Source organism: Lysinibacillus zambalensis (assembly GCF_040183165.1).
In the GTDB taxonomy this organism is placed as follows: Bacteria; Bacillota; Bacilli; order Bacillales_A; family Planococcaceae; genus Lysinibacillus; species Lysinibacillus zambalensis.
Genome location: NZ_JBEGDG010000002.1, coordinates 403584 through 427160 on the forward strand (window position 1 = coordinate 403584; position 23577 = coordinate 427160).

Annotated in this window: 40 protein-coding genes; 9 read left to right on the forward strand and 31 right to left on the reverse strand. The window is 35.6% G+C overall.

Features of this window, described 5'->3' with window-relative positions:
- Window positions 1–8: 8 nt before the first annotated feature.
- From ABNX05_RS04905 to ABNX05_RS04940, 8 genes are all read right to left on the reverse strand, one after another.
- Window positions 9–1727, reverse strand: a complete 1719-nt coding sequence (locus tag ABNX05_RS04905; RefSeq protein ID WP_349658698.1) for a terminase large subunit domain-containing protein — start codon at window positions 1725–1727, stop codon at window positions 9–11.
- Between the two features lie 188 nt (window positions 1728–1915).
- Window positions 1916–2266 carry an HNH endonuclease gene (locus ABNX05_RS04910; RefSeq protein ID WP_349658699.1) on the reverse strand — a complete coding sequence of 117 codons (351 nt, stop codon included), beginning with the start codon at window positions 2264–2266 and terminating at the stop codon, window positions 1916–1918.
- A gap of 4 nt (window positions 2267–2270) precedes the next feature.
- The gene (locus tag ABNX05_RS04915; RefSeq protein WP_349658700.1) at window positions 2271–2546 is read right to left on the reverse strand and encodes a hypothetical protein; all 276 of its coding nucleotides are present in this window, start codon (window positions 2544–2546) and stop codon (window positions 2271–2273) included.
- 14 nt (window positions 2547–2560) lie between these two features.
- Window positions 2561–2902, reverse strand: a complete 342-nt coding sequence (locus ABNX05_RS04920) for a hypothetical protein (RefSeq protein WP_349658701.1) — start codon at window positions 2900–2902, stop codon at window positions 2561–2563.
- 3 nt (window positions 2903–2905) lie between these two features.
- Window positions 2906–3121, reverse strand: a complete 216-nt coding sequence (locus tag ABNX05_RS04925) for a hypothetical protein (protein WP_349658702.1) — start codon at window positions 3119–3121, stop codon at window positions 2906–2908.
- 71 nt (window positions 3122–3192) lie between these two features.
- Window positions 3193–3450 (reverse strand): hypothetical protein, encoded by a 258-nt coding sequence (locus ABNX05_RS04930; protein ID WP_349658703.1) that lies wholly within the window; start codon window positions 3448–3450, stop codon window positions 3193–3195.
- A gap of 46 nt (window positions 3451–3496) precedes the next feature.
- On the reverse strand, window positions 3497–3712 hold the full coding sequence (locus ABNX05_RS04935; RefSeq protein WP_349658704.1) for a hypothetical protein: 216 nt from the start codon (window positions 3710–3712) through the stop codon (window positions 3497–3499).
- A gap of 445 nt (window positions 3713–4157) precedes the next feature.
- The gene (locus ABNX05_RS04940; protein WP_337990320.1) at window positions 4158–4574 is read right to left on the reverse strand and encodes a DUF722 domain-containing protein; all 417 of its coding nucleotides are present in this window, start codon (window positions 4572–4574) and stop codon (window positions 4158–4160) included.
- Window positions 4575–4697: 123 nt separating this feature from the next.
- On the opposite strand from ABNX05_RS04940, the gene ABNX05_RS04945 reads away from it, so the two are divergent.
- Complete coding sequence (locus tag ABNX05_RS04945; protein WP_349658705.1) at window positions 4698–5039, forward strand: hypothetical protein; 342 nt, start codon at window positions 4698–4700, stop codon at window positions 5037–5039.
- 53 nt (window positions 5040–5092) lie between these two features.
- Here the strand turns inward: ABNX05_RS04945 and ABNX05_RS04950 are convergent, their stop codons facing one another.
- The 9 genes from ABNX05_RS04950 to ABNX05_RS04990 all read right to left on the reverse strand — a co-directional run bounded on the left by ABNX05_RS04950 (window position 5093) and on the right by ABNX05_RS04990 (window position 10817).
- On the reverse strand, window positions 5093–5626 hold the full coding sequence (locus tag ABNX05_RS04950) for a nucleoside triphosphate pyrophosphohydrolase family protein (protein ID WP_349658706.1): 534 nt from the start codon (window positions 5624–5626) through the stop codon (window positions 5093–5095).
- Window positions 5613–5840: a hypothetical protein gene (locus ABNX05_RS04955; protein ID WP_349658707.1), complete on the reverse strand. Its 228-nt coding sequence runs from the start codon at window positions 5838–5840 to the stop codon at window positions 5613–5615. The genes ABNX05_RS04950 and ABNX05_RS04955 overlap by 14 nt, the downstream gene beginning before the upstream one ends.
- Complete coding sequence (locus ABNX05_RS04960; RefSeq protein ID WP_349658708.1) at window positions 5837–6178, reverse strand: hypothetical protein; 342 nt, start codon at window positions 6176–6178, stop codon at window positions 5837–5839. Before ABNX05_RS04960 ends, ABNX05_RS04955 begins: the two co-directional genes overlap by 4 nt.
- Before the next feature lie 16 nt (window positions 6179–6194).
- Complete coding sequence (locus ABNX05_RS04965; protein ID WP_349658709.1) at window positions 6195–6368, reverse strand: hypothetical protein; 174 nt, start codon at window positions 6366–6368, stop codon at window positions 6195–6197.
- A gap of 72 nt (window positions 6369–6440) precedes the next feature.
- Entirely contained in the window at window positions 6441–6980 is a 540-nt protein-coding gene (locus ABNX05_RS04970) for an ERCC4 domain-containing protein (protein WP_349658710.1), read from the reverse strand.
- Window positions 6977–7213 carry a hypothetical protein gene (locus ABNX05_RS04975; RefSeq protein ID WP_349658711.1) on the reverse strand — a complete coding sequence of 79 codons (237 nt, stop codon included), beginning with the start codon at window positions 7211–7213 and terminating at the stop codon, window positions 6977–6979. The genes ABNX05_RS04970 and ABNX05_RS04975 overlap by 4 nt, the downstream gene beginning before the upstream one ends.
- Complete coding sequence (locus ABNX05_RS04980) at window positions 7210–7584, reverse strand: beta barrel domain-containing protein (RefSeq protein WP_349658712.1); 375 nt, start codon at window positions 7582–7584, stop codon at window positions 7210–7212. The genes ABNX05_RS04975 and ABNX05_RS04980 overlap by 4 nt, the downstream gene beginning before the upstream one ends.
- Before the next feature lie 114 nt (window positions 7585–7698).
- Window positions 7699–8127: a hypothetical protein gene (locus ABNX05_RS04985; protein ID WP_349658713.1), complete on the reverse strand. Its 429-nt coding sequence runs from the start codon at window positions 8125–8127 to the stop codon at window positions 7699–7701.
- Between the two features lie 314 nt (window positions 8128–8441).
- Window positions 8442–10817 carry a phage/plasmid primase, P4 family gene (locus ABNX05_RS04990; protein ID WP_349658714.1) on the reverse strand — a complete coding sequence of 792 codons (2376 nt, stop codon included), beginning with the start codon at window positions 10815–10817 and terminating at the stop codon, window positions 8442–8444.
- 102 nt (window positions 10818–10919) lie between these two features.
- Here ABNX05_RS04990 and ABNX05_RS04995 point away from each other — a divergent pair, with 102 nt between their 5' ends.
- The gene (locus ABNX05_RS04995; protein ID WP_349658715.1) at window positions 10920–11687 is read left to right on the forward strand and encodes a DUF4393 domain-containing protein; all 768 of its coding nucleotides are present in this window, start codon (window positions 10920–10922) and stop codon (window positions 11685–11687) included.
- A 111-nt stretch (window positions 11688–11798) separates the two neighbouring features.
- On the opposite strand, the gene ABNX05_RS05000 is transcribed toward ABNX05_RS04995, so the two are convergent.
- The 8 genes from ABNX05_RS05000 to ABNX05_RS05035 are packed head-to-tail and all read right to left on the reverse strand — an operon-like array spanning window position 11799 to window position 14692.
- The gene (locus ABNX05_RS05000; RefSeq protein ID WP_349658716.1) at window positions 11799–12245 is read right to left on the reverse strand and encodes a DUF669 domain-containing protein; all 447 of its coding nucleotides are present in this window, start codon (window positions 12243–12245) and stop codon (window positions 11799–11801) included.
- Entirely contained in the window at window positions 12232–13179 is a 948-nt protein-coding gene (locus ABNX05_RS05005; RefSeq protein WP_349658717.1) for a DEAD/DEAH box helicase family protein, read from the reverse strand. The genes ABNX05_RS05000 and ABNX05_RS05005 overlap by 14 nt, the downstream gene beginning before the upstream one ends.
- An 18-nt stretch (window positions 13180–13197) precedes the next feature.
- Window positions 13198–13668, reverse strand: a complete 471-nt coding sequence (locus ABNX05_RS05010) for a siphovirus Gp157 family protein (RefSeq protein WP_349658718.1) — start codon at window positions 13666–13668, stop codon at window positions 13198–13200.
- A gap of 2 nt (window positions 13669–13670) precedes the next feature.
- Window positions 13671–13847: a hypothetical protein gene (locus tag ABNX05_RS05015; RefSeq protein WP_349658719.1), complete on the reverse strand. Its 177-nt coding sequence runs from the start codon at window positions 13845–13847 to the stop codon at window positions 13671–13673.
- A gap of 8 nt (window positions 13848–13855) precedes the next feature.
- Window positions 13856–14125, reverse strand: a complete 270-nt coding sequence (abrB, locus tag ABNX05_RS05020) for a transition state genes transcriptional regulator AbrB (protein WP_349658720.1) — start codon at window positions 14123–14125, stop codon at window positions 13856–13858.
- 24 nt (window positions 14126–14149) lie between these two features.
- Window positions 14150–14296 (reverse strand): hypothetical protein, encoded by a 147-nt coding sequence (locus ABNX05_RS05025; protein ID WP_349658721.1) that lies wholly within the window; start codon window positions 14294–14296, stop codon window positions 14150–14152.
- A gap of 14 nt (window positions 14297–14310) precedes the next feature.
- Window positions 14311–14454 (reverse strand): hypothetical protein, encoded by a 144-nt coding sequence (locus ABNX05_RS05030; RefSeq protein WP_349658722.1) that lies wholly within the window; start codon window positions 14452–14454, stop codon window positions 14311–14313.
- On the reverse strand, window positions 14447–14692 hold the full coding sequence (locus tag ABNX05_RS05035) for a hypothetical protein (protein ID WP_349658723.1): 246 nt from the start codon (window positions 14690–14692) through the stop codon (window positions 14447–14449). The genes ABNX05_RS05030 and ABNX05_RS05035 overlap by 8 nt, the downstream gene beginning before the upstream one ends.
- A 60-nt stretch (window positions 14693–14752) precedes the next feature.
- Between ABNX05_RS05035 and ABNX05_RS05040 the strand changes: the two genes are divergently transcribed.
- Window positions 14753–15217, forward strand: a complete 465-nt coding sequence (locus ABNX05_RS05040; RefSeq protein WP_349658724.1) for a DUF2321 domain-containing protein — start codon at window positions 14753–14755, stop codon at window positions 15215–15217.
- 259 nt (window positions 15218–15476) lie between these two features.
- Here the strand turns inward: ABNX05_RS05040 and ABNX05_RS05045 are convergent, their stop codons facing one another.
- Both ABNX05_RS05045 and ABNX05_RS05050 read right to left on the reverse strand, forming a co-directional pair.
- On the reverse strand, window positions 15477–15728 hold the full coding sequence (locus tag ABNX05_RS05045; protein WP_349658725.1) for a hypothetical protein: 252 nt from the start codon (window positions 15726–15728) through the stop codon (window positions 15477–15479).
- A gap of 22 nt (window positions 15729–15750) precedes the next feature.
- The gene (locus ABNX05_RS05050) at window positions 15751–15933 is read right to left on the reverse strand and encodes a helix-turn-helix domain-containing protein (RefSeq protein WP_349658726.1); all 183 of its coding nucleotides are present in this window, start codon (window positions 15931–15933) and stop codon (window positions 15751–15753) included.
- 393 nt (window positions 15934–16326) lie between these two features.
- On the opposite strand from ABNX05_RS05050, the gene ABNX05_RS05055 reads away from it, so the two are divergent.
- From ABNX05_RS05055 to ABNX05_RS05070, 4 genes are all read left to right on the forward strand, one after another.
- Window positions 16327–16668: a helix-turn-helix domain-containing protein gene (locus ABNX05_RS05055; protein ID WP_349658727.1), complete on the forward strand. Its 342-nt coding sequence runs from the start codon at window positions 16327–16329 to the stop codon at window positions 16666–16668.
- 3 nt (window positions 16669–16671) lie between these two features.
- The gene (locus tag ABNX05_RS05060) at window positions 16672–17166 is read left to right on the forward strand and encodes an ImmA/IrrE family metallo-endopeptidase (RefSeq protein WP_349658728.1); all 495 of its coding nucleotides are present in this window, start codon (window positions 16672–16674) and stop codon (window positions 17164–17166) included.
- An 88-nt stretch (window positions 17167–17254) separates the two neighbouring features.
- On the forward strand, window positions 17255–18901 hold the full coding sequence (locus ABNX05_RS05065) for a recombinase family protein (RefSeq protein ID WP_349658729.1): 1647 nt from the start codon (window positions 17255–17257) through the stop codon (window positions 18899–18901).
- 159 nt (window positions 18902–19060) lie between these two features.
- Window positions 19061–19489: a DUF2621 domain-containing protein gene (locus ABNX05_RS05070; RefSeq protein WP_197144166.1), complete on the forward strand. Its 429-nt coding sequence runs from the start codon at window positions 19061–19063 to the stop codon at window positions 19487–19489.
- A gap of 190 nt (window positions 19490–19679) precedes the next feature.
- On the opposite strand, the gene ABNX05_RS05075 is transcribed toward ABNX05_RS05070, so the two are convergent.
- Genes ABNX05_RS05075 through ABNX05_RS05090 form a run of 4 tightly spaced genes read right to left on the reverse strand, consistent with a single transcriptional unit; the run spans window position 19680 to window position 21519 of the window.
- Complete coding sequence (locus tag ABNX05_RS05075) at window positions 19680–19811, reverse strand: hypothetical protein (protein ID WP_349658730.1); 132 nt, start codon at window positions 19809–19811, stop codon at window positions 19680–19682.
- A 56-nt stretch (window positions 19812–19867) separates the two neighbouring features.
- The gene (locus ABNX05_RS05080) at window positions 19868–20365 is read right to left on the reverse strand and encodes a CcdC family protein (RefSeq protein WP_349658731.1); all 498 of its coding nucleotides are present in this window, start codon (window positions 20363–20365) and stop codon (window positions 19868–19870) included.
- 22 nt (window positions 20366–20387) lie between these two features.
- Complete coding sequence (locus ABNX05_RS05085) at window positions 20388–20756, reverse strand: response regulator (RefSeq protein ID WP_249071955.1); 369 nt, start codon at window positions 20754–20756, stop codon at window positions 20388–20390.
- Window positions 20757–20808: 52 nt separating this feature from the next.
- A complete protein-coding gene (locus tag ABNX05_RS05090; protein ID WP_349658732.1) occupies window positions 20809–21519 on the reverse strand; it encodes a cytochrome c biogenesis CcdA family protein in 711 nt (236 codons plus the stop codon).
- 427 nt (window positions 21520–21946) lie between these two features.
- On the opposite strand from ABNX05_RS05090, the gene ABNX05_RS05095 reads away from it, so the two are divergent.
- Both ABNX05_RS05095 and ABNX05_RS05100 read left to right on the forward strand, forming a co-directional pair.
- Window positions 21947–22675 carry a FadR/GntR family transcriptional regulator gene (locus ABNX05_RS05095; RefSeq protein ID WP_349658733.1) on the forward strand — a complete coding sequence of 243 codons (729 nt, stop codon included), beginning with the start codon at window positions 21947–21949 and terminating at the stop codon, window positions 22673–22675.
- Between the two features lie 181 nt (window positions 22676–22856).
- Window positions 22857–23573 (forward strand): (Fe-S)-binding protein, encoded by a 717-nt coding sequence (locus ABNX05_RS05100; protein WP_349658734.1) that lies wholly within the window; start codon window positions 22857–22859, stop codon window positions 23571–23573.
- Window positions 23574–23577: the final 4 nt, after the last annotated feature.

Consider the following 23577-nt stretch of genomic DNA (forward strand, 5'->3'; position numbering starts at 1 on the left):
TGTAGACGTTAGAAATTAATTGAATTCAATGCTTTCAACGTTGTCCCAACATCAAAATCTTCTAAATCTCTAGTTGCCCACAATCCATAAAGGAACATCATGAAGCCGTCTGTTTTACGCTTCACTCGTTCTTTTTTTTTATATTTTTTCTCGCCGTTGCCACCGATTTCAACCAATACGTTATTGCAATACCAACGCATTAAAGGGTTATCACCCCATATGATTCGCTCTTCATCAAACGCCAATTCAATTCGTGGTGCCAATAATGCACTTGCTGCATCTGGATTGCGAATGACTTCAACTTCGAATCCTTCTTTTTCGAATAGCGGACGCAAAATTTCCATACGGAAGTTATCTCCGATGATTTTCTTGATATTCCAGCCTTCTTTGTCACGCATGTCAACAAACCATTTCACGACGATGAATGGATCCATCGATTCCTTATCCAATACTTTGAGTAGTTTCTTTTCTTCCCACTCACGTATCGGCGCAAATTTACGATGATCTTTTTTATTGTTACCTTCTGCTTTATCGCGACTGTATGCGTAATGCTTATCTGCAAATGGTTTACATACATACGAGTAAGTTAATTCTTTAGGTAGGATGTATTTGTTTTGCTTCAGGAACAATAAACCACATGCTACAAAATCTCGAATAGATGCATAGTCAACACAACCGATGCATTCACGACCTTTTAAGCCGTCCAAATCATACTCTTGATTAGTTGCCAAGATTTTTTCCCACGTTGTTACGTTTTTTTCTAAATCTACTTTAGGCAAATTCATTCGTTTGGTTACAAATTCTTCATAACCACTAGGGTCATTTTCTAACTTGCGATATTGCTTTGTGACAACACGTAATAAAGTTTTTGCATATGGCGATAATGGCTTATGAAACATTGGGTTTGCTTTCTCCCAATTTTCGCTATCGTGCATCTCTTCCTCGTCATTCACAGTGCAGAGGAAGGGGAAAAGGGAATCATCTCGAACGCTTACTTGTCGCTCTAGGATATTCTTAGCTCGTTCCTTTATTTTGTCGATAAAGCCATCTCGAATATAGCCATCAGTCCCTATATAAAATTGCCTTGAATCTGCAACTTTACCAAGACCTGAAGCAAATACATCAACGATTGTTGAATCCTCGTATTGATGTATTTCATCGTAAATGACACAGCCGTCACGCAAACCATCTTTTGTTCCGGCGTTACTTGTGTGAAACTGAAAGACCGACATTGTTTTAATATTTTCGATTGTCTCTTTGCGGACCTTGTAAGCTTCCTTATATTCATCTTTGTTATTAAGCTTGTTATAAACTTCAACAAATGAAGTCTTGGCCTGCTTTTCGCTGTTGGCCACGATTGATACATTGTAATTTTTAATGCCATGTTCCTCACTGATAAAGAAATCGGCAAGTGCGGAAATAAAACCATTCTTACCAGCTCCACGTGCCATGTATATTAAAAATTCATCAAATACTAAAGTTTCATCTTCCGTATATCGCATAAATACGAAGCATGATATAAACGTTTGAAATGGCTGCAACGGGAAGTAACGTTCATTAGCAAACTGAATAAACTTTTCAATCATTTCAATATCGAAGTACGCATCTTCCATCGTTAAAATATCTTCCTCTAGCCATTCAATAAGCTGTACTCGTTCTTCATTTAAAGTTATTTTTCCGTCTCGCCACGACTGAATATAATCAGTGACGTATTTAGGCATTTCCATAGTGTCACCGCCTTTCTATTAGTTCGGATGAACGAGAAAACAGGACATATTCTAAAACGTCTTAGACGTATTAGAAATGCCATTGAAATTGATATTAAATAAAAATAATCCAGACAGTTACCTACCCCTAGTACCGGTGTCCCCTCCAGAAAAATTTTCAAAACTTTTTGACCCGGGGGTATGTTCTTCTACCACTTTTCGTCGTCAGCAAATCGATTACGCTTTGGTTGCCATGAAGCAAACTTGAAGTAACGATCATGTAACTTGTTATGGCAATTTACACATAACGTTTCGAGATTATCTACATCTAAAGCAAGGTCAGGTCTATCTTGCAATTCGAGTTTGTGATGGACTATTAGTTTAATCTTCTTCCGTCGACCTGACTTATTCATCTCGAATGTGTCGATGAATACTAAGCCGTTGCGTTTGCACTCCTGGCATTCAAAGTTGTCCCGTTCTTTTATTTGCTGACGTAACTTACGCCATGTGTATGAGCTGTAGAATTTACTCTTTTGTTCATCAGTAACGTACTGTTGCATGACATCAATCCGAACCTTCTAATCGTGTTGGTAGTTCATCAGCTAAGAAATCCTCAACTGTGTATGAACGATTACACCCTTTACACAAACGATGTTTAAAACTATTACCTGCAAAGTAATCATTGTAATTGCTCTCACCACACCTCGGACATTCCCATTTGTTATCAATAGCATCTAATTCATCAGCCAATGCTTCAGCATGTTTAGCGATTGCTCGTAGCTTTAATTTAGATTTGCTATCAAATTCAAATCCGATTGTGATTCCTTCTACTTTTGCCATTATTCATTCTCCTTTCATATATCTTTCTTCATTCGCTTTTCAAGTTGATCCACTAACCAATCGAAATCTTCTTTAAGAACACAACTAACGATTTCACCTGGACCATCTCGATTTGTTCTTGTAAATCTACCAAAGGATTTAATACTCTCTAATCGCTTTATATCAGCTTCTCTTTTAGAATCTGTACATTGATTCTTCAAGTCTTGGTAATAAGGTAATTGAATGTACTCATGTTCATCCATACCTGTAGGTAACACTTGACATTGACACATCGGACAACGAACACCTTCCATGTGTTTGCTTCTTGATTTAAATGAATGAGCAGGATTGTCCATACATCTATAACCAATCTTCATTGTTCATCCCTCCCACACTTTATTAGTTGATACAGTGCGAATAACATGAGATTCTTTATCGCAATATTTCACTGTGAAATTATGCTGACCTTGTGATTTGTCATCTAATGTTTCGTAATTATAATCAAGACCAATGATTCCTTTTATCCTCTTGCCATTAAGTGTTATCTTCGGTGGTTCGTTAGCCGAACTCATTTTGATAATGATTTCGCTTGCCATTCACTCGCCCTCCACAATTAATAATGATTTGCTCATTAGCTTTTATAGTCTGTTTTAGCTTTCGACTTATATTAATCCCGAATATAATTAGCGTAAAATTGAAACTCTTCTTCATCCCAGATAGATTCTATTTCTTTTTTAGTTTCTAATGCTTCTGTTTCATATTCGGTATTAGATAGTAAAGTGATTAATCGTTCTAGTGGTTTTAAAACTGCTTCTTTATCCATCCAACCATCCTTTCTTACATCTTCAAGACTGCACACCCTATTCATAACCCCACGATTAACGCCTACGATTATTTGGTGGTCGATAGGATATACAGTCTTCAAGACATAATAAAAAGCCGCAACTCGTAGTGAGCGCGACTTATATGTATCATTTTTCATCCTTTAAATCATCAACGTGTATCAAATCTAAACTGTACGTGTGTTGAGTTGTTCCTGAAGCACAACCTTCTGTTGTCGAATTAATGATTTTTACAAAAGCTTTGTGTTTTGGATTAAGCGTTTCGTGTTCTTTTACAATCTTATCAATTTTCTCTTGAACAGTATCATTAGGACCTGTTAGAAAAAAACTAATTGTTCCAGCCATTATCAGCACCTCCCATCTACCTATATCATAGGATAAATGGAATGTATTGTCATATAAAACACTCACTTAAAAAGAGACTACCAAATTAGTAGTCTCTCATGCTTGTTTCTTCACAAGACGTATATTTGTAAGGCAATTAATTTATAACGCATTTCCGTGCGCTTTTGTTATTACTTCACAATATCAATTTACTACACTTTTTTGCGAACTTCCTTGGTGTTAACAAGTTCACTTTCTTTCTAATAGCCATTTAATGATTCTAAATCGTTTACCCATAGGCTTTTTGTGTATGTTTCAACCTCTTTGTCGTTCATTGTTCTAACTTCAACATAACCGCATTTTCTACACTTATATTCAGCTTTGTGTGGATACATGTTCAAAAGTTTAGGTAGCATAAAACTATGATCGCATTTATGTTGAGCTATTTTATTCATAAATGTGTTAATCACACCCAACCAATCCTTTCAGCAGTTTTATCTATAAGAATGTTACGTTTACGTAATACCTTATGACGTGAAATATACAGTTTATCCGAGATATCTTCCCACTCGTAACAGCCGTCTTTATCCCAGTAACGCATATCTACGATTGTTCGCATATCCTCATCAAGTTCACTGTATAGGTCTTCCACAGTCTTGATGATGCGCTTTAAGTTTTGATAATAGGCATCGTTAGCAAGTACCATAGCTTTCTTAGCTGTTGTATCGGAAATTGTATTACTACGACCACCGACCATTTCACCGCCTTGATTATGTGGATGCAACAGCTCCCACTCGCGGTATTGCAATTTCTTCTTATATTGTTCGTATTCAATCCAATATTTCTCGATGTTCTGTATTTCACTACGCGATAACGTAGGCATGTGCAGCACCTACCTTTTAAAATAATTTCAAATAAAATCAACCATTACCACTTATTGCAATATTTAATAATATATGTTTAAATGTAAATTACTAGGGGATTTAACTAGAATGGAGGAATACTAATGGTAAAAAAGATTAATAGTAGTCGTATTATTGTTTTGAGTTTACTAACAGCTTTACTTCTCGCTTTTTCCATCTATCCATCCAATCATGCTTCAGCAGCAGAATTTAAAATACAGAATCCTATTCCTGTAAATAATATAGGTAAACTTTCTGTTAACCCAAGCTCTTATTATGTCACAGTTAATAAAACGTTTAATTCATTTCCACCAGGAACTATTTATCATAGTGAAATGAGAGGAAGTTTTTTATATGGTGGAAATCTGAGTTTATTTGATTATGCTAAAGAAGGCGAATTTAATGTCTACTATGCTGTATATAAAGGTTATATTTACGCTAAATAATTAGCATAATAAATCCAAATCCCCTAGTGTTTTTTTATCTATCTTTCACTTCACTACTGCACCGTATCTACACGCTTTTTACTATCCTTAGTGTTAAATGACTCAGGATAACGCATTTTCAATTTATCAATGTTCATTTCGCAAACTTCTTCAAGAGTTGTATCGTATTTTTCAGCCAACACAATCAAGTTTTTAATTAACATTTTTAATGCTATTTTGACTTTACTTGAATTTAATTCATGACGATGAAACACGAATTTTTTAACTTGTTCCGAAATCTCGCCTGATAAGATAATGATTTTATCGATTAACTTTTCCTTTGTCCCTTCCGCATAATAATTAGGTAGTGACTCGCTGTCGTATGTTTCACCTAAGAAGGTTAATAATCCAAAAGCATAATGCGAAACGTCACCTAATTCCTTTAAAATCGCTTCACGATCATTGGTAGCTCTCAACACTTCTGTACATTCGCCAATCAATCCCATAGCGTAATTTGTTAATCCGTTTTCATAATGAATAGGGTTTTTAGGCTCTCCATCGAATGGCATTGTACGCTTTGATAACTCTTGAAATTTATTTAGTTCCATTTTGCATTTCCTCCAGTTTTTGAATAACAACAGTCGCATATACAGCCCCATCAATCATTTCTTCTCGGTAATGTTTTAGCCATTCAATAGTGGAATGATCCATTGGATTAACCGTTGTTCCGTACTTCGCAAGACCTTTTGCAGTCTGTAATTCTAGTAAGTTTTGCATATCTCGTAATACTGGATTTGCTAAGATTTGTTCTTCAATTGTCATCTCGTTTTATAACTCCTTCTTATAACACGTTCGGTTACAATGTTATTTGCTATTTTCCAGTTTTTAATTGTTCCCGGAGATACACCACACATTTCAGCAATTTCCTTATCTGTTTTATCAGCACTTTTTAATTTAAAATATTTTTCTTTTGTTAATTGAACCTTTGAGTTTTTAACTGGTATGAAATCATCTATATCAATGATTTTAGTATTTCGTTTATTTACTAAGCCAAGTAACTTTTGTCTATGCATTGATATCTCTTTACAATTCGGACAGTTATTAAATTCACTAGCCGATATACAATCACATTTTGACAAAAGAACATCAATTTTCTTCAATATCTCTCTACGCTTCTCAAGCATTTTTGCGTTCATCTACATCCCACACTTTCTTTGTGTGCCAACCCTCATGTATATACTGTTGCACCCATTCTGATTTGTAAGGCATAATGACACTTGCTTCGCATCCATCAACAATCATGGCCATTTCGATGTAACGTGTAAATGGATTGGGTATGGCCTTCCACAATCTACACTGTGGTTTTTTTAGCTTTAATCACCGACTGAACAATAGGAATCCCATTGCGCATGTTCACGATGGTCAAAAAGCCCCTCTCTTTAGGTAGTTTTTCATTTGATGATAGAAATGGTAGTAAATAAAATTCCCACTAAACTTATTATCTAAATAGACAATTTCAAAGCCGTAACGAGCCTTGAAAGTATTCAACGAGCCAAGCAATGCAAGTGGGTCGTATTTACTTCTGTAGTTTCCGTTTATAATTTTTTTGTAGCCTTCTGGATCTTCAAGCAAGAGTGTGAAAGGTATATTTTGCGCTCGAATTAATTCATTTTCAAAGCGCGTACGTTCGTCTTTCAGAAGATTGCCCACAATCTCATCTACACTAGCTTTTCGTTCAACTCGGCTATTTAAATAAATGTCTCTCACGATGCCAAGCCCTTCGTTTTTAGGAATCATTGCTCCATAATCGCCAGTGTCGAGCTTTTTCAATTTGATTGGTATATCCTTGCTACGTAAATACGCCATAATATGGTCATTTACTTGTTCACGAGTATCAACCACGATTGTGAGTGTTTTTAAGATTTTATTTAATTCGGTATCGGTGTAATGGTAGTGAATCATTCTGGCTCACCCTCAATAACATTAGTAGTTACACGAACAACCTCACTCATTCGTACATAATGCCAACCATGACCTTCTTTTCCAAAAGTAATACAAGCATCAATTCCTTCTTTCATTGAGATTTCAATTGTGCTTAAAACTTCTATAAGAGCTTGTTGATCCTCTTCTGTGACAACTTGCTCAAAGGTTTCTTTAGTGCCATTTTTATATAAAAAATCGAAATTCATTTTCATCGATTGTCACCACCTAGCAATTCTTGAAGTTGTTCTAGCGACATCTTATTCACCTTTTTTATCGCTTTTTCTCTAGCGATTTCTGTATCATTAACTCGCTTAACATCAGCTTCAAATGCCTCTTTACTATCCCAAAAGATTTCACCAATACCAAAAGATCCTGCGCTTTTAATTTTTCGTGTTCTTTGGTCAATACGTTCACGATATGGTTTGTCTTTACCAAGATTATCAACTCTTACTGCATAAGCACTGTTACGATTCGCTTCAACAATTTCATATTCTCTAACAGAACGATCACGATTTGTGTAGAAGTACCAAATTGATTCAATCCAAATTCGTTGACCAACTTCTAATTTTTCATATTTAGCCATACCAATCTATTTACCTCCTCATTTTCACTCGAAATAAGCACCGTACAGACGTTCTGTTTAAAAGTTTGATATAATTATCATCTAACCTCTAAGTCTCGTTAGAGAGGCTGTAAATCACTTATTTTGATTAGCGTATAAAACAGCACTGTCGTATAATTTTTTCTTCATAGTATTGGATTCATCATTCTCATATTGTCGATAATCTTCATAAATGTCGTTCCATCCGTTCTTAGACAATGTTTCTTGCCACTCGATGAACAATGTTAATGCTTCAATGTCTTTGCATATCCATTCATTCAATTTCGGATTGTGTTGCCATCCACAGGCTTGATGCACCATTTTCATTAAAGTTTTATCAATAGCACTAGCTTCTTCCCAGGACTTGAACCATTTTTCTATTTCATCGAAAATCGGATCAGCTGCCTTTAATACATCCTCTGGCACCAACTTCGCATTTTTCAAAGTTAATCTACCATCCGATTCATCACGATATATTTCAGCACCATTTTTCCAAATCATCGATAGAACATGAAGGGTTTTCAAAATACCACTTCCTTACAATTTAAAGGTTACTTATTTCTTCAAAAACACCGTTTTAACCCCTGTTAATTAACTTAGTTACTTTTAAGTAACTCGCTTGAAACCCACAGCCACAAAGGTTTGAGCATTTTTAGTTAAACTCGTTACTCGAAAAGTGCATTACGCCCTATATATACTTATATTTATATTTTTTATTTTTTTATTAATATAAAAACAAAATAACAAAAGTAACTATATAACTATAAAAACAACTCTAAACCGTTGGTATGACTGAATTTCGGGGAGTTACATAAGAGAGTTACTTTTCTAACTCTGAGTTACAAAACAAGCTTAAATGACGTATTTTCGACCTCTTTTGTAACTATTTTTTCTTCAAAAGTAACTCCTTGTGGCGCTCGCTCCCGTAAAGTAATACCAGTGAAAAAGTTTTTATTTCCTGCACCACGTTCTTTTTTAAAGCCTTTCGTTTCCAACATTCGGTAAAAACTACGATTACTCACTGTACGTTCACCAGATTGATAACCAAATTTGTCGTATATGGTATATAATTCCTTTGCTTCAATTTTGATATTTTCATTGGTTTTATCTACGTAACAACATTCGGCTAAGAATGGTCCAAGTATGTCCATGTCTTCTTTATAATTACCTGTTGCTCTCGCTACCACTGCAGGTTCGATTAAACCGTCCTTCTGCCACTTTAAGCAGCCCTCAATTGCCCAATTCAATATGCCTGACATTTCAAGTGATAACTTTTCAGGTAGTTTTTTATCACGTTTATGAGCTGGCAAGTTTAAATCAAATGGAATCAATTTAACACGGCGCCATATACCATCATCCAAGCCACCAATAATCGGTTTATGATTAGTCGTAAAAAACACTTTAAACTCTGGAATGTACTCAAAAAACTCTTGTCGTAAGAAGCGAGCTAAGACCGGTTCACCACCCGTTATTTGCTTAACAAATGATTCTGATAGCTTTTCTCCTTCCTCACTTTCGATTGCTGACACAAAACGAGAGCCTACTAGCCTAGCAATATCGTTATTGGCACCCGTTTCTTTTTTCTTGATAAAAGTATCTGATTTAGCTTGTTTTCCATATTCGCCTACAAGGTCCTTAATCGTATTGATAAAAGTTGATTTACCGTTACTACCGCCACCAACCAAGAACATCATAATTTGCTCTGAAATATCCCCTGTAAGGCTATAGCCAATCAATCGCTGCATATACTCTGTTAGCTCTTTGTCACCCAAAAATATTTGGTCTAAAAATGCTAACCAATTTGGACATTTTGCATTTTCATCAAAAGAGATGTTTGTCATCTTTGTAAGTTTCAAATCCCTGTTATGCGGTTGCAAATTACCATCTTTCAAATTCACGACTCCATTTTCGACATTCAGCAAATATTTATGTTGGTCAAAGTCACTACGACTCCCTGGAACTAACACTTTTAAATCCTTAATAGCACTTTCTCGAACATTATGCTTTTCACAGTGTCTAGCCCATTTTTGCTCGATTTCATCTTCTGATTCACCAAGTTTACGAACGACTTTTGCTACAATACGATGTATCTTTCCTTTTTGGTCATACTCCCAATACTTGCCGTTCCATATATACCAACCAACCGATGGAATATAACGAATTACATGACCGTATTCATATGCAATTCGTTCTGCATTTCCTAAATCGGTTAACTTAAATTTACGAGCTGGCTTATCTACTTCCTCTGCCACCACATCATCACTGTGGAAGCTGAATGAAAATTCGCTGTCATTTTGATGATCTAACACAGTAGTTGTAGTGGATGAAATGGCTTCTGCAATAGTACGTTCACCATACGTCTCGCCAGTATCGCTAAAATGGATTCTGTCCCATTTATCTCGCATCAGAGCTGTTTCCCTAAACATTGAATACATTCGCGATGCGCTTTTCCCAGTCCAGAATGCAAGATGGTTACATAAAGCTAAATCGCTAGAAGAATGGTCATCATTTTTCAAATTTCCGTTATACAGTGCTTGGATTTCGTCTCCACTTTTCGAACGGAACATTCTTTCCCACAACGCTTCATTCGATAGTTTGATTTCATCTTTTTCAAACTCAGCTAGGTTCACACGGTCTTTTATGTCGCTGTCATCAAAATACTTTTCAAATATCTCTGCTAACTCATCTGTACGATCATAAATTTCATTAGAATTTTCACGGTTGCCTGTCATCGTAAAATAGCGCCCATATTGGTAAATCTCTAAACCATGCTTTACGCTTTTACGTCCAGTACCTACTACAGATTGTGGAAGGCTACCTTTGATAATGATGTGAATGCCTGTACCACTCACACTAAACTCTGTATAGCTGTCTAGTGTATCTATAATTTCTTGAGCAAAGGTGTTGATTATAGGGTTTGTTTTTTCAGCATCATCAGCGCTGTACGTAATACATTTATCAATATCAATGCCGATATACTTGTCTTGTCTACTGAATACAAAGCCAATGCCATTTGCATCTGATTCTGTATAAAACTTTGCTGCTGTAGGAAATGTGGACCATGTACGGCGGTCATTTGATCGTGCTTCATTCCCATCTACTTGATATGGTATTTTTGTATAGCGCCCACCTTTTTCTTCTGCCCTCCACAATATCCACTGAGGAAGGGCTTTTAGTTCGGATGGTATGCTATTAAAATCGTAATGTTCTTTCATGCCTGCCTCCATTTTTCTAACAAGATATTCATATTTAAATAAATTTTGGTACAATATTAATTAACTAGCTTACATGACTATAAAATTTAAGGGGAAATAAATATGGATCCGATAACTACTAGTGCTATTACTAAAGTAGCAACAGAAGCAGTAAAAGAAGTTTCAAAAGAATCTAAAGAACCTAGAAAAACATTTGATGATTTATGGTATTTAACTTTTGGTAAACTAGGTCTATCAGCCGATAAACTACGTATTAGGCACCAAATTGACTTAGAAAATTATAAAGCCTCAATTATTAAGAAGATTGAATCTATTCCAGATGAAAATTTACAAGAACCTAAAATGAGTATTGTTGGACCTGCTATAGATATCGCTCGCTTTTATATTGAAGAAGAAATACTGCGAGAAATGTTTGCTAAAGTAATTTCTTCATCATTTGATAAAACAAAATCAAATTCCGTCCATCATTCTTTTGTTGAGATAATAAAGCAAATTACACCAATAGAAGCTAAACTTCTAACACTTTTCAAAGAGAGCTTTGGTGGATTACCCTGTGCCAGCTTAGAAATAACAAATAAAGAAAATTCTTTCATTGAATTACAACCTGTCTACATTAAAGGTTTCCTTGACGATCTAAAAACAGGAGAAGAATATTCACTTGAAATCTCAAACTTAATCCGATTAAATTTAATAAGTGAATCTCCATATTACCTAGATGACTTTAAGGATGAATATAATTTTTTCACTCAAGCAACTTATTTTAAAAACTTCGCTAAAATGGCCACACGCCGTGGTCAGAAAGTTCGAGTAAAAGGAAAACAGTTGAAACTTACACCTCTTGGGGAAAAATTAGTAATAATCTGTCTATAAGGTTTTTAATTAATCTCTAAAACAAAAGCATTCTGAAAATATCAGTTTGCTTTTTTCTTTTTAAAAAGAGAAGTCCGCAAAAACAGACCTCTCTATTAAGTTTTATTTAAATCAGAATGGTACTTCATCATTCGAAACAGTAATCGGACCACCTTGTGGTGCTGGAGCTTCTACTTGTGATTCTTTGAAGCCTTTTACCTCCGGATATTTATTTCCATTACGTTCAATATGACCAACCGTAACAACTAAATTTTTGTGTAATAATGTATCAGCCCATTCTTTATAAGAATTGAAAGATATACCATTTGGAAATTTAGCTGCCTTCGAAATAGCTTGTAAACGCCACATTGCTTTTTCAGTAATTGTGAAATTATCGTATAAAATTTTCTGCCCTTGATGATTTTGTGGAACATCTGAACGAATTTCATAATCCACTGTAATTTTGTTGTTACCATTTGTTGATGTACCCGTTTCATAATTAACTACAGTTACTTCGTAGTCTCCCATTGCTATTAATTCAAATCCGCCTTTTGCTTCTTCATGATTAATTTTGAACATTTAATTTTCCTCCTAATTTTTGAATTACTGCTTCTAAATACGTTGTATTAAATTGTTCCAGTTGTTGATTTGCTTTAAATTCGCAATCCGAAACGATCTTTGCTACTGCAGCATCTGCGGAAGACAACTCTCGGATTTTAGCTACATTACTCATACGCTTCGCTTCTTCCTCTTCACGTCTAGCTCGCTCCTCTGCTTGTACATCTACACCTAATTCAAGATAGCGATAAAGTTTGCGTCCTACTTCTTCATTGAGTTGAATTTCATCATCTTTAAACAAGTTAGTGTTATCTTTTGTCGCAACTGCAACATGGTCCATGTCAACACTGAAATTCAACATAAACTCATATTCCATATCATCTTTCTGAACAGGTTTTGTTCCCACTTTTCTTGGTTGTTGTTTGCCTTTATCATTCAATTCCATGACATATTCATTCTTGGTACGCATAGTTGCTAGAATATGAATGTCATTACTCGATAAAGCTTTAATCATATCTGTTACGTGTTTGTTCATTTTGTTCCAGTTTTGAAAACTGTTACCCGACATATTGCCATGCTGCTCTAAAATGCCACCATCACCATTCCAGTTATGAGAAAGACTATCGAATACTATCACTTCTACACCTGCATTTTTAAGCATTAACAGAGCTTGTAAATAGCGTTCCGTTGTATAAGGCGGTTCAAAATTTATGTGCTTGAACGAGCCGATACGAACGCCACTAAATTGTTGATCTACATATAGCATTGAACGTTTATGTTCTGTATCTGCTACACCGATTTTCTTCCACACTTCTTGTTCAGAAAGGTCAGGATATGCTTCTCGCATCATTCCATAAGCAGTTAAGATAGCACCGACTGTTTTACCTGCACCAGACGGACCAATGAACCCTACAAGCGCTTTTTGCTTTTCCCTAACGCTATCAGTTACTTGCATGCCTTCCACACTCCTTTATTAACGAATCGATAAAGAACGATTCTCTATTAATTCAGCACCAGGAATAGTTTCATTTTTTAATCGCTTTGCTAACTCCTGACGGCTAATTGTAGTTGTCACTTTGATATATTCTTTTGGAATTAATTTTTCATCATGAATGTGGACGGCAGATGATTTACGCCAACTGAATGTGAATTTTTCAGTTTTCACTTTATCTTGTCCACTATTTCCAAGCGTTTCAGCAATAGCTTGTTTCATTCGAGTGATACCATTTTCCATGACCCTTCTACGATCAGCTAATCGCTTTTCCTCCGATTTAATGCCTTCCACATCTGATTCAATGTTTTTGATAACCATTGCATAAGCTTCAAGCTTTTCTTCCACAGCATCAGTAATGGAAGCTAGTGTATCTTCTAATCCTTCTTGGCCCTCCTCAATCATCTGTTGAAGTTGGGCATAGGCATTGTTTAATTGATAAAGACTAGCCATTGTTAGCCCTCCTGTGTTAGAATGTCATTGTCATTTATAAAATTTTCACGCTCGCTCTCAACTGCAATTGATTGCGAGTTTTTTTGTTCCTCTATTTGTGCATTCTGTGCGTCTTCAATGTCTTGCCAGTAATCTGATTCTCTATCGTATACATCAGCGTGTGTGTAGCCTATACGCATGAAATCACCTACTTCAACTCAATCTCAGTGACAAGCTTTTTAGCTTCGTTTAGACTTAGAATCAATTTGCCACCTAGTAGAACCAGATTGTCATCTGATACTTCACCAGTAACAGCGCATGTCATATTAGGCTTGTACTTCTTTAAAATAACCTTGTCCCCATCGACAAAAATTTCAACTGCATCTTTAACATCAATACCTAAAGTACGTCTTAACTCGATTGGGATTACTAAACGTCCTAACTCATCTACCTTACGAACAATTCCAGTGCTTTTCATTTGAAATTACCTCCTAATTTTTAATTAACCAATAATGCCGAAATGCTTTAATAAAACGTAAACTAGCCAACCAAAGCCACCTAATACAGTCAATGAAATAAGAATGTTTACTACGAAAATAACCCCTATTGCACGACTTGCACGTTTGAAATTACGGTCAAAGTCATTCATTTAATTTCCCCCTTTTATTGTTGCGCTGCTCGTTTAAGCGCTAATGTTTTAAGTAAAGTTGTATACAATGCATCCTGAAGTGGTTGTCCTTCAATATTGCGGATGCCAAGTTTAATCAGTTGATTAATGACATGTTGGCGTTTTAGTTGCTTAAACATTACCGCCTGACAAATCGACATCTTCTCGCATGTAGTCACCGCGTTTAATGATGTCTACAGCTTCTTGTAACCCTTCTGCCAAAGTGCCAACATTGTCATAACGCTGTTTAATTTCCGTAGGGAATGGCAAATCTGATTGAATGTAATCGTGTGCTAAATCATTTGAAATTTCCTCGTATTCAGCAATTCGTTTTTGAATTGAATTAATCATGCCTTCCACAATCAATCCTGCTTGCATATTTATTCCTCCTTATATTTCCTTTCTGTTAAACTATTGGTAGAAAGGTAGGTGAAGATCATGGGTGTTTATCACTATGCAACTATTTGTACAAATGGACATATAGTAAATGAAAGTGCTTATAAATACACGCCATTCTGTCAGACATGTGGTAAAGAAACAGTTTCCAATTGTCAAAAGTGTGAGACTGACATTAGAGGAGCTTACTCGACTGAATACGGTTATGAAACCGATTATAGGGCTCCTTCTTATTGCTTTAATTGTGGAGAGGCGTTCCCTTGGACAAAAATGCTTTTAAATAATGCAATAGAATTAATTGCACTAGATGACCAATTGCCTAATGATATTAAAGAAATCATCAAAAATGCATTGCCTGATTTAATTATTGAAACTCCTTCAACTCCGTTAGCGACAGCAAAGTATAAAAAATTCATCCCTAGTGCTGCCAAGTACGTACAAGACGGATTGAAAAATTTACTTGTTGATGTTGCTAGTGAAACAGTCAAGAAAGCTCTTTGGGGTTAGCTTTTCCACAATACCCACAATAGTTGTCAGTAATACAAATTACCTCTTTACAGAAATTACATAGTTTATGATCACCATTTTGTAATTTTAGAGAGCTAGTGTATTGTTTCGACTTCGCCTCACTCGTTGTTCCAGCAACTTGTGAGGATTTTTTATTGTCCTCCACACTCTTCACTCTCCTTTCACAGTTTGATAGTTTTACTTCTGACGTACTGCTGATGATTTCTCAAATGCTTTGCGGATTTTTTCTGCTTTAACCTCAACCGGTAATGCCAGCCACTCTGCTACTTTGATTTTCATTTTGTACCTCCTTTGAAGTCTGGATAGTATCACCCACATATTGAATGACCTCATCCCACAATTTTTTTATGGTTTTTGTCCCCTCACCCCAAGCCTGCAAAAGTTCAAGCGCCTTTTCTGGATTTGACTTAGATAGTTCAGCTAGTTTCACAGGTAAATATGCATTTTGACGAACTCGTTCTGGATCTATCGGAAAAAAATTCTTTGTCATTGGACATCGCTCCTATAGTTTTTTATATACATAAAATCTTACGTATGTGCTTAATATGTTCCTGAGCTTTCGGGCCATCTTTACGCCCACGAATTATGTCTGATACATATGCATTTGAAATACCAACCATTTCAGCAAGTTCTTTCTGACTCATTTTGCGTTTAAAAAGTTCACTTCTTACTTGAACACCTAAATCTTCTGGCATAAATAAACCTCCTTTACAATCAATTGACGTTGCTACCGTCGCATAAGCTATAAGTCCGAATATTACAATGTCATCAATTTATAATCACAGCTAATTACTAATTTGGAAAATATTAAGCTAAAATATCCGCTAATTTCATTGACATTAACTAATATATTTATTAGTATATAGACATAGCTAAATAAGACTTTTAAAAAGCCTGTAAACACTACATTTAATCCGTTCCCCAACGTTCAAATGTGATTTGATAGGTTCTCTTTTTTACTCTCTTTTTTACTCTCTTTTTTAGCCAATAAATTAGCTTATGTACACTTTACTAAAATATTCATTAGTTGTCAATGATTTAACTAATGTATTTTTTAGTTTTCGTGCACATGTGAAAGGAACATTGATATGACAACGTTAGATCGTGTGAAAGAACTTTGTAAGGGTAGAGGAATTAATGTCAAAAGCTTAGAGGAAAGGCTAGATATTCCGAATAACACTATCTATCAATGGAAAAGAATTGCACCTAGTTTAGACAAAATACAAAAAGTAGCTGATTACTTTGATGTATCAATAGACTACTTACTTTGTCGTACAGATAATAAAAACCTAATTGAAGATAATCCAGTTCATACCATTGCTGCCCATCATGATGGCGAAGAATGGACAGATGAAGAATTAGAAGAAATAGAACAATTCAAACGCTTTGTAGCTATGAGACGAGAGGCGCGTAAACATCGGGGGGAATAGCACATGTATTCGTACGATACTTTATTAGAGGAATGTGATGATTTAGAAATAGAAGTATATGAAATGAACAATATGAAAAGTAAAGGTTTGTATGGCGATAATGTTATATGGATAAATAAATCATTACCTTCCGTTATTGAAAAATGTTGCGTGCTTGCTGAGGAGATCGGGCATCACCACACTACAACTGGTGATATCCTCGATCTATCCAGCGTAGAAAATCGAAAACAAGAATTAAAGGCTAGAGCGTGGGCATACGAAAGACTTATTCCATTTTCAAAAATCATACTAGCTCATAACCTTCATATAACGAACCGTTACGAATTAGCAGATTTTCTTAATGTAACTGAAGAATTTTTAGACGCTGCCCTTGTTTGGTATAAAAGAAAATATGGGTTATTTATTTCTATAGATAATTTTACAATTTGTTTTGAACCATTAGGCGTCATTGAAATGTTTGATTGTTTTGAGGCTTCAATTTCGAAATACGGATCTTAAACCAATTTATATGTAAAAAAAATTTAACCTAAAAAAGAACATACATTCCAGTTTATGAAGATGGTTAATATGTGATAGGAGAAATATTATGAAAACTATAATATATTATCGCGTTTCCACTAAGCTTCAAGAAGATAGATATAGTTTAAAAGCACAAAAAGAAGAACTCACTAGATATGCCCTTAGCCAAGGTTGGGAAATTGTTGCTGAATTTAAAGACGTAGATAGTGGTGGAAAACTTAATAAAGAAGGACTTAACGGTTTAATGGATTTTGTCGAGGAAAATGCTGCAGATATTGTTTTATGTGTTGACCAAGATAGATTAAGTCGCCTTGATACCCTTAATTGGGAATTCCTTAAAGATGTATTACGAGACAATAAAGTAAAGATTGCCGAACCTGGCACAATTGTAGATCTCGCAAATGAAGATGATGAATTTATCTCTGATTTGAAAAACTTAATCGCTCAGCGAGAAAAACGTGCTATTGTACGTCGAATGATGAGAGGGAAAAGGCAACGCACACGTGAAGGGAAAGGTTGGGGCCCTACTCCATCAGAATATATTTACGATAAAAGCACAGGTACTTATAAAATAAATGAAAAGTGGGCATGGGTCTACCTATTTATGAAAGAAGCATACTTGGATAAAAATATGGGAGATGTAGCAATTGCAGAAGCATTAAATATGATTACCAAAACTCCTAGAGGGAAAGCATGGACAACCTCAATTGTTTCTCATAAACTAACCAGCGAAGTTTATTGTGGTCGTATGATAAAAAAGTTTTCGAATGGTGAAAAAATAGTAGTTGAAAATGTCTATCCTATATTATGTACAGATGAAGAGCATCAAAAAATTTTAGTAAAACGAAAAAGCAAATATCGTCGTAGACCTGAAGGTGACCCTCAGATATTACGTCGCGTAGATATGACATGTGCGTATTGCGGTAAAAAGATGGCTGTTCGTATGTCAGGTGTAAAAGGTCGATGGTTACATTTTTACATTGGTCATCAGTCAGACTGCCATTTAGAAGCAATTAACACGATTCGTGTTGAACCTAACTTTATCAAAGCTTTAAAAGATATTATTAAAAATGAAACATTAGCAAAACAATATATACAAATTGAATACAACGATGAAGATTTACAACGAATCGAAAATGAAATTAATATGACACATAAATTAATGAATGACATCAAATCCAAAATTGACCGTCTTTTACCTCTATATCTTGATGGTACCTGGTCAAAAGAACAACTCAATTCCCAGAAAGCGTTACTTGAAAATGAACTAAAGCTACATGAGGGACGATATAACCAAATAACCAATAAACAAGAATTAATTAAAGCAAACTTATTTAACTATGATGTAGTTATGCAGTATTTAAGTGTCGCAGAACGTTTTGATATCCTTTTAGAGAAATCCGAACAAATGGAAATTATCGGACATTTGTTCCCTACTGCAACTGTGTACGAAGATAAAATTATATTCAACAGTTTATTACCAAATAATGTACCCTTAGATATAAGTGTACACATTGCCCCTGATCCATATAAAAGAGCAAAAATCATTAGCTCAGGTGTGGACCCACAAGGTAAATATAACCGCATACAGCAATACTTAAAGGATAATCCTGAATCTTCTGTACAGGCAGCAGCAAATGCGTTAAAAATTCCTACAAGTACAGCTTATAGATTAGAAAAGAAATTCGGTAAATTTAAAAGTAAAGATTATTAAATTGACAATGTGAATTTCAAAAAACTACTATCCCCTACCCATTCCCATGGTTTTATACATACACATATACTGACTTATTGCTAAAAAAGGGACATTTAGGATGAATTTTTTTATGTAAGCTTTTATAATAGAGTGAGAGAAGGCAAAGAGGTGAACGATTTGTTAAGTGGTTGGTTTTTATGGTTTATCCTATTTTGGGTAGTTGTACTTATTTCATTTATGGCGATAGGCGGATTTTTCATGTTCCGCAAATTTTTAAAGGCATTACCGAAGCAGGACGGTAAATCTGATTTAGATTGGCAGGAGTATTATTTAGATAAAACTATTCATTTATGGGGACAACCTGAGAAAGAGCTTTTATATGAACTTGTAAGCCCTGTACCTGAGCTTTTTAGACAAGTAGCAAAGGAAAAAATTGCAGGGAAAATTGGAGAACTTGCAATAGAAGAAAAGGCATCTGCTATTAACCATGATTTAATTATACGTGGCTATATTCAAGCAACGCCTAAACGCGACCATAAATTTTTACGTAAGAAATTAGATGAAATGCAGATTGACATTTCTCCATATGAACATCTATTTGATTGAAGGTACGCTGCACAGAATCGTTGTGCAGCGTTTTCAATTCCCTTGCTAAGTTTAATTCACATCTTTTCCAATCCCCCCTTTCTGAATCTATCCGTCACCTTGGCTCTTTTATCCGTCGCTCTCGCCTTTCTTTCCGTCGTTCTGACGACTCCTTCCGTCACTTCCGCAATTCTATCCGTCGCCCTGTTTTCTATCCGTCACCTTGACAATCCTTTCCGTCGGCCTGTTTCCTATCCTTCACTTTGGTTCTTCTTTCCGTCGCTCGGACGACTATTTCCGTCGCTCCGACAATTCTATCCGTCGCTAGTACTACTCTATCCATCAGCCAAAATGCATAAAAAAACTACACTAGATAAAATCTCTAGTGTAGTTCTTCCATTAATAATTCTTCAGCGGAATTGTTTTTTTGATTTTTATAAACTGAATAAGCATAGCGATTCGCCAAGGAAGTAACATCGCGAACGCTAGAATCCAAAACATTCCTGCTAATTCACCAACGTCAATGGAGTTACTTAATATTACTTTTGCAACTATACGGAACACTAATAGTCCGATTAGTATAAAAACGAATGCCTTTGAACGTTTTAAATAAATATCTTGGCCTTTTACTTCAAATTTAGAAGTGGCAATTAAGATTGTCGAGAATACCATGCCGACTGCTGCCGCTTCAAGAATTTGCATGGGTGGCACTCGAAATTGTTCGAATAAAAACATTAACGCACCTGTAGACATCGCTATAGGTGGAATGATAATTTTCTTCTCATTTGTCGGTTTCTTAGACGCTCGCATACGTATAACCATGACAAAGGTACCCATAAAAATGGCCATTATGGTCGAACCTATTACATAATAGTGAGAAGGGATATTGCTAAACATAAAAAATCCTCCTCTAATGTCATTAACAATTTTGTCCAAGTAACTGATCAACTACAGCTTTTAATCTTTCTGGCTCGAAAGGCTTTGTCATAAAATCCTTTGCTCCACTTTCAATTGCTTCCACAATTAACTTTTGTTGCCCTAAAGCTGTAATCATAATTATTTTTGCATCTGGAAATTCAGGAATGATTTCTTTTACCGCTGCAATACCTGTCATAACGGGCATTGTTACATCCATCGTTACAAGATCTGGTTGTAACTCACGATACATAGCCACAGCTTCCTTACCATTTGCTGCCTTACCGACTACCTCATAACCCCATTCAGTAAACATATTACTTATTGCAACACGCATAAAGAGCGTATCATCCACTACTAAAACTGTAGGCACATGTTCATCTCCCTCCACGTTATGGTATGGTATGCCACTTTAGTTTAGCAGATTAGAAGCCTGTAAATCCACCGAAAATAGGCTCTAAAATGCGTGTTATATACGTTAATCCATCAAAGAATAACACGACACCAACGGCAATCATAATATAGCCACCGATTTTCACAATTTTTTGGCTGTGTGTACGAATCCAAGTCATCCGCGCTATAAAGAAAGATAACAAGAAGAACGGAATTGCAAAGCCTAAGAAATAAGCTAACATATAGCTAAAACCTGAACTTGGATTTGCACCAGCTAATGCTATAATCGATGCTAAAATTGGGCCAGTACACGGCGTCCAACCAGCCGCAAAGGCTATTCCGATAAATACTGATCCCAAATAACCAGATGGGCGGTTTTTAAATTGGAATTTTCGATCCTTCATTAAAAAGTCAATTTGTAGTAATCCCACAATCATTAAACCAAATACTACGATTAAGATAGCACCAACCTGACGTAATAATGTTTGATAATTAAGGAAGAACTCCGCCGCTAACGATGTCCCTAGTCCAATCATAATAAAGATAATTGAAAATCCTAGTAAAAAGAAGAGGGTATGCAAAATAGCACGTTTTTGCATCATACCTCGTTCCGCTTTTAGCTCATCTAATGTCATCCCCGTTATGTATGATAAGAATGCGGGATATAACGGTAGAGTACATGGTGAAATAAAGCTTAAAAAACCTGCACCTAAAGCTAAAAATAAGTTAATATCAGTTTCCATATTTTCTCACTCGCTCCTTACAGTTACTGCCTCCATCGTACCAAAAAACACTGTAAATTGCGCCCTTCCTGTTTGTGAACGTTTCATGGCAAAAAGGTGTTGAAAAAGTGAAGTTATATGAAGTTCTATTATACTAGTATACAAATTTATTATTCAAACTTTATTACATCAACGTGATGTAGTTCATATACTTTTGCATTATGCGCTCCCCTTATATTATCTGTCAACAATATTTATCATTTTTCCGCATTCCAAGTTATAACATTTTACGCCTATTCAAAAGGCACTAGTACAGTGCTTTCATGCAGGTGCATAGCTTTATTGTAGACTGTACAAAGTCTTTACTGTTAAATAGTGAGAAAATTACTTTTCTTCATGTATAATAAAAACAAAAGAGCCATTGATAGATATAAATGAGGTGTAGTCCTTGGAATTAAGAAAAATTAAACCGAAAAAAATATATGAGGAAGTAACCGAAATCCTCTATGAAAAAATTAGAGCTGGCGAACTAAAACCTGGTGACCGACTTGATTCAGTAGAACAACTTGCAGAACAATTACAAGTAAGTAGATCTGCCATCCGAGAAGCTCTTTCCGCTTTAAAAGCAATGGGGCTTATTGAAATTAAGCAAGGCTCAGGTACTTTTGTTAAAAGTAATCAATCCAATCAGCTCGATTTCCCCTTATCAACTGCCATTTTAACAAATAAGCAAGATATCTCACATTTGTTAGAAGTACGCAAAATTATTGAAGTAGGAACAGCGGCTAGCGCAGCCATTCATCGAACAGACGAAGACCTACAGTCAATGATGCAAATTTTAGATGAAATGAAACATGCACAAGGTAATGGTGAGCTAGGTGAAAAAGCAGATTTTCAATTTCACGCGGCCATTTCTGCAGCATCCCAAAATCCCCTACTTGCAACTTTATTAGACCAAGTTTCAGGTTTAATGTTTGAAACGATGAAAGAGACACGACGAATTTGGTTGTACTCAAAAAAAATAACAAGTGAAAAGTTATATGAGGAACATATGCAAATTTTCCTCGCAATAAAACAGCAAAATGAAGAACATGCAAAACATGCTATGGCTTCACATTTAAGTAATGTGGAAAAAGTTTTATTGCAATATTTCGAAACAACAGAAACTAAAAAATAACCGAAGCTGCCTAGTTTTTATAATAGGCAGCTCTTTATTTTTCCGAAAATTTAAAATAAATACCTTTCATTCATCTGAAAAGTTGTAGTATTATAAAAACAATACATTTACCCGTTAAGTCATCAGATGACCTGTTGATTAGTGGTTCAAGGGGTAAGAGAGACAAAAAGGAGCGGTTATTATGAAAGTTACACTTTTTGCGACTTGTTTAGTTGATATGTTTCAAGGTGATGTAGGAAAAGCTGTTGTCGAAGTTCTTGAAAGGCTTGGCTGTGATCTAGACTTCCCTGAAAATCAAATTTGCTGTGGGCAGCCTGCCTATAATAGTGGCTATGTAAAAGAATCTAAAAATGCTATGAGGAAGATGATCACAACATTTGAACATGCCGAATACGTCGTCTCCCCTTCTGGTTCTTGTGCTTATATGTTTAAGGAATACCCAGAAGTATTTAAGGGAGATCCTGTTTGGGAGCCTAAAGCGCAAGCATTGGCAAATAAAACATATGAATTTACAGAGTTTATCGTAGATGTATTAAAGATCGAGGATGTAGGCGCACATTTAGAGGGCAAGGCTACTTATCATACTTCCTGTCATATGACACGTTTGCTCGGTGTTACAGAAGCACCGTTTAAATTATTAAATCAAGTCAAAGGTTTACAGTATGTCGAACTCCCAGGTAAAGATCGATGCTGTGGATTTGGCGGTACATTTTCAGTGAAAATGGGCAATATTTCAGGAGCAATGGTCAATGAGAAAGTCCAGAATGTTGAAGAAACAGAGGCAGACATTTTAATCGGAGCTGATGCTGGTTGTTTAATCAATATCGGTGGACGAATTAATCGACAAAGTAAGCCTATTAAAGTTATGCATATTGCGGAAGTATTAAATTGCCGCTAGGAGG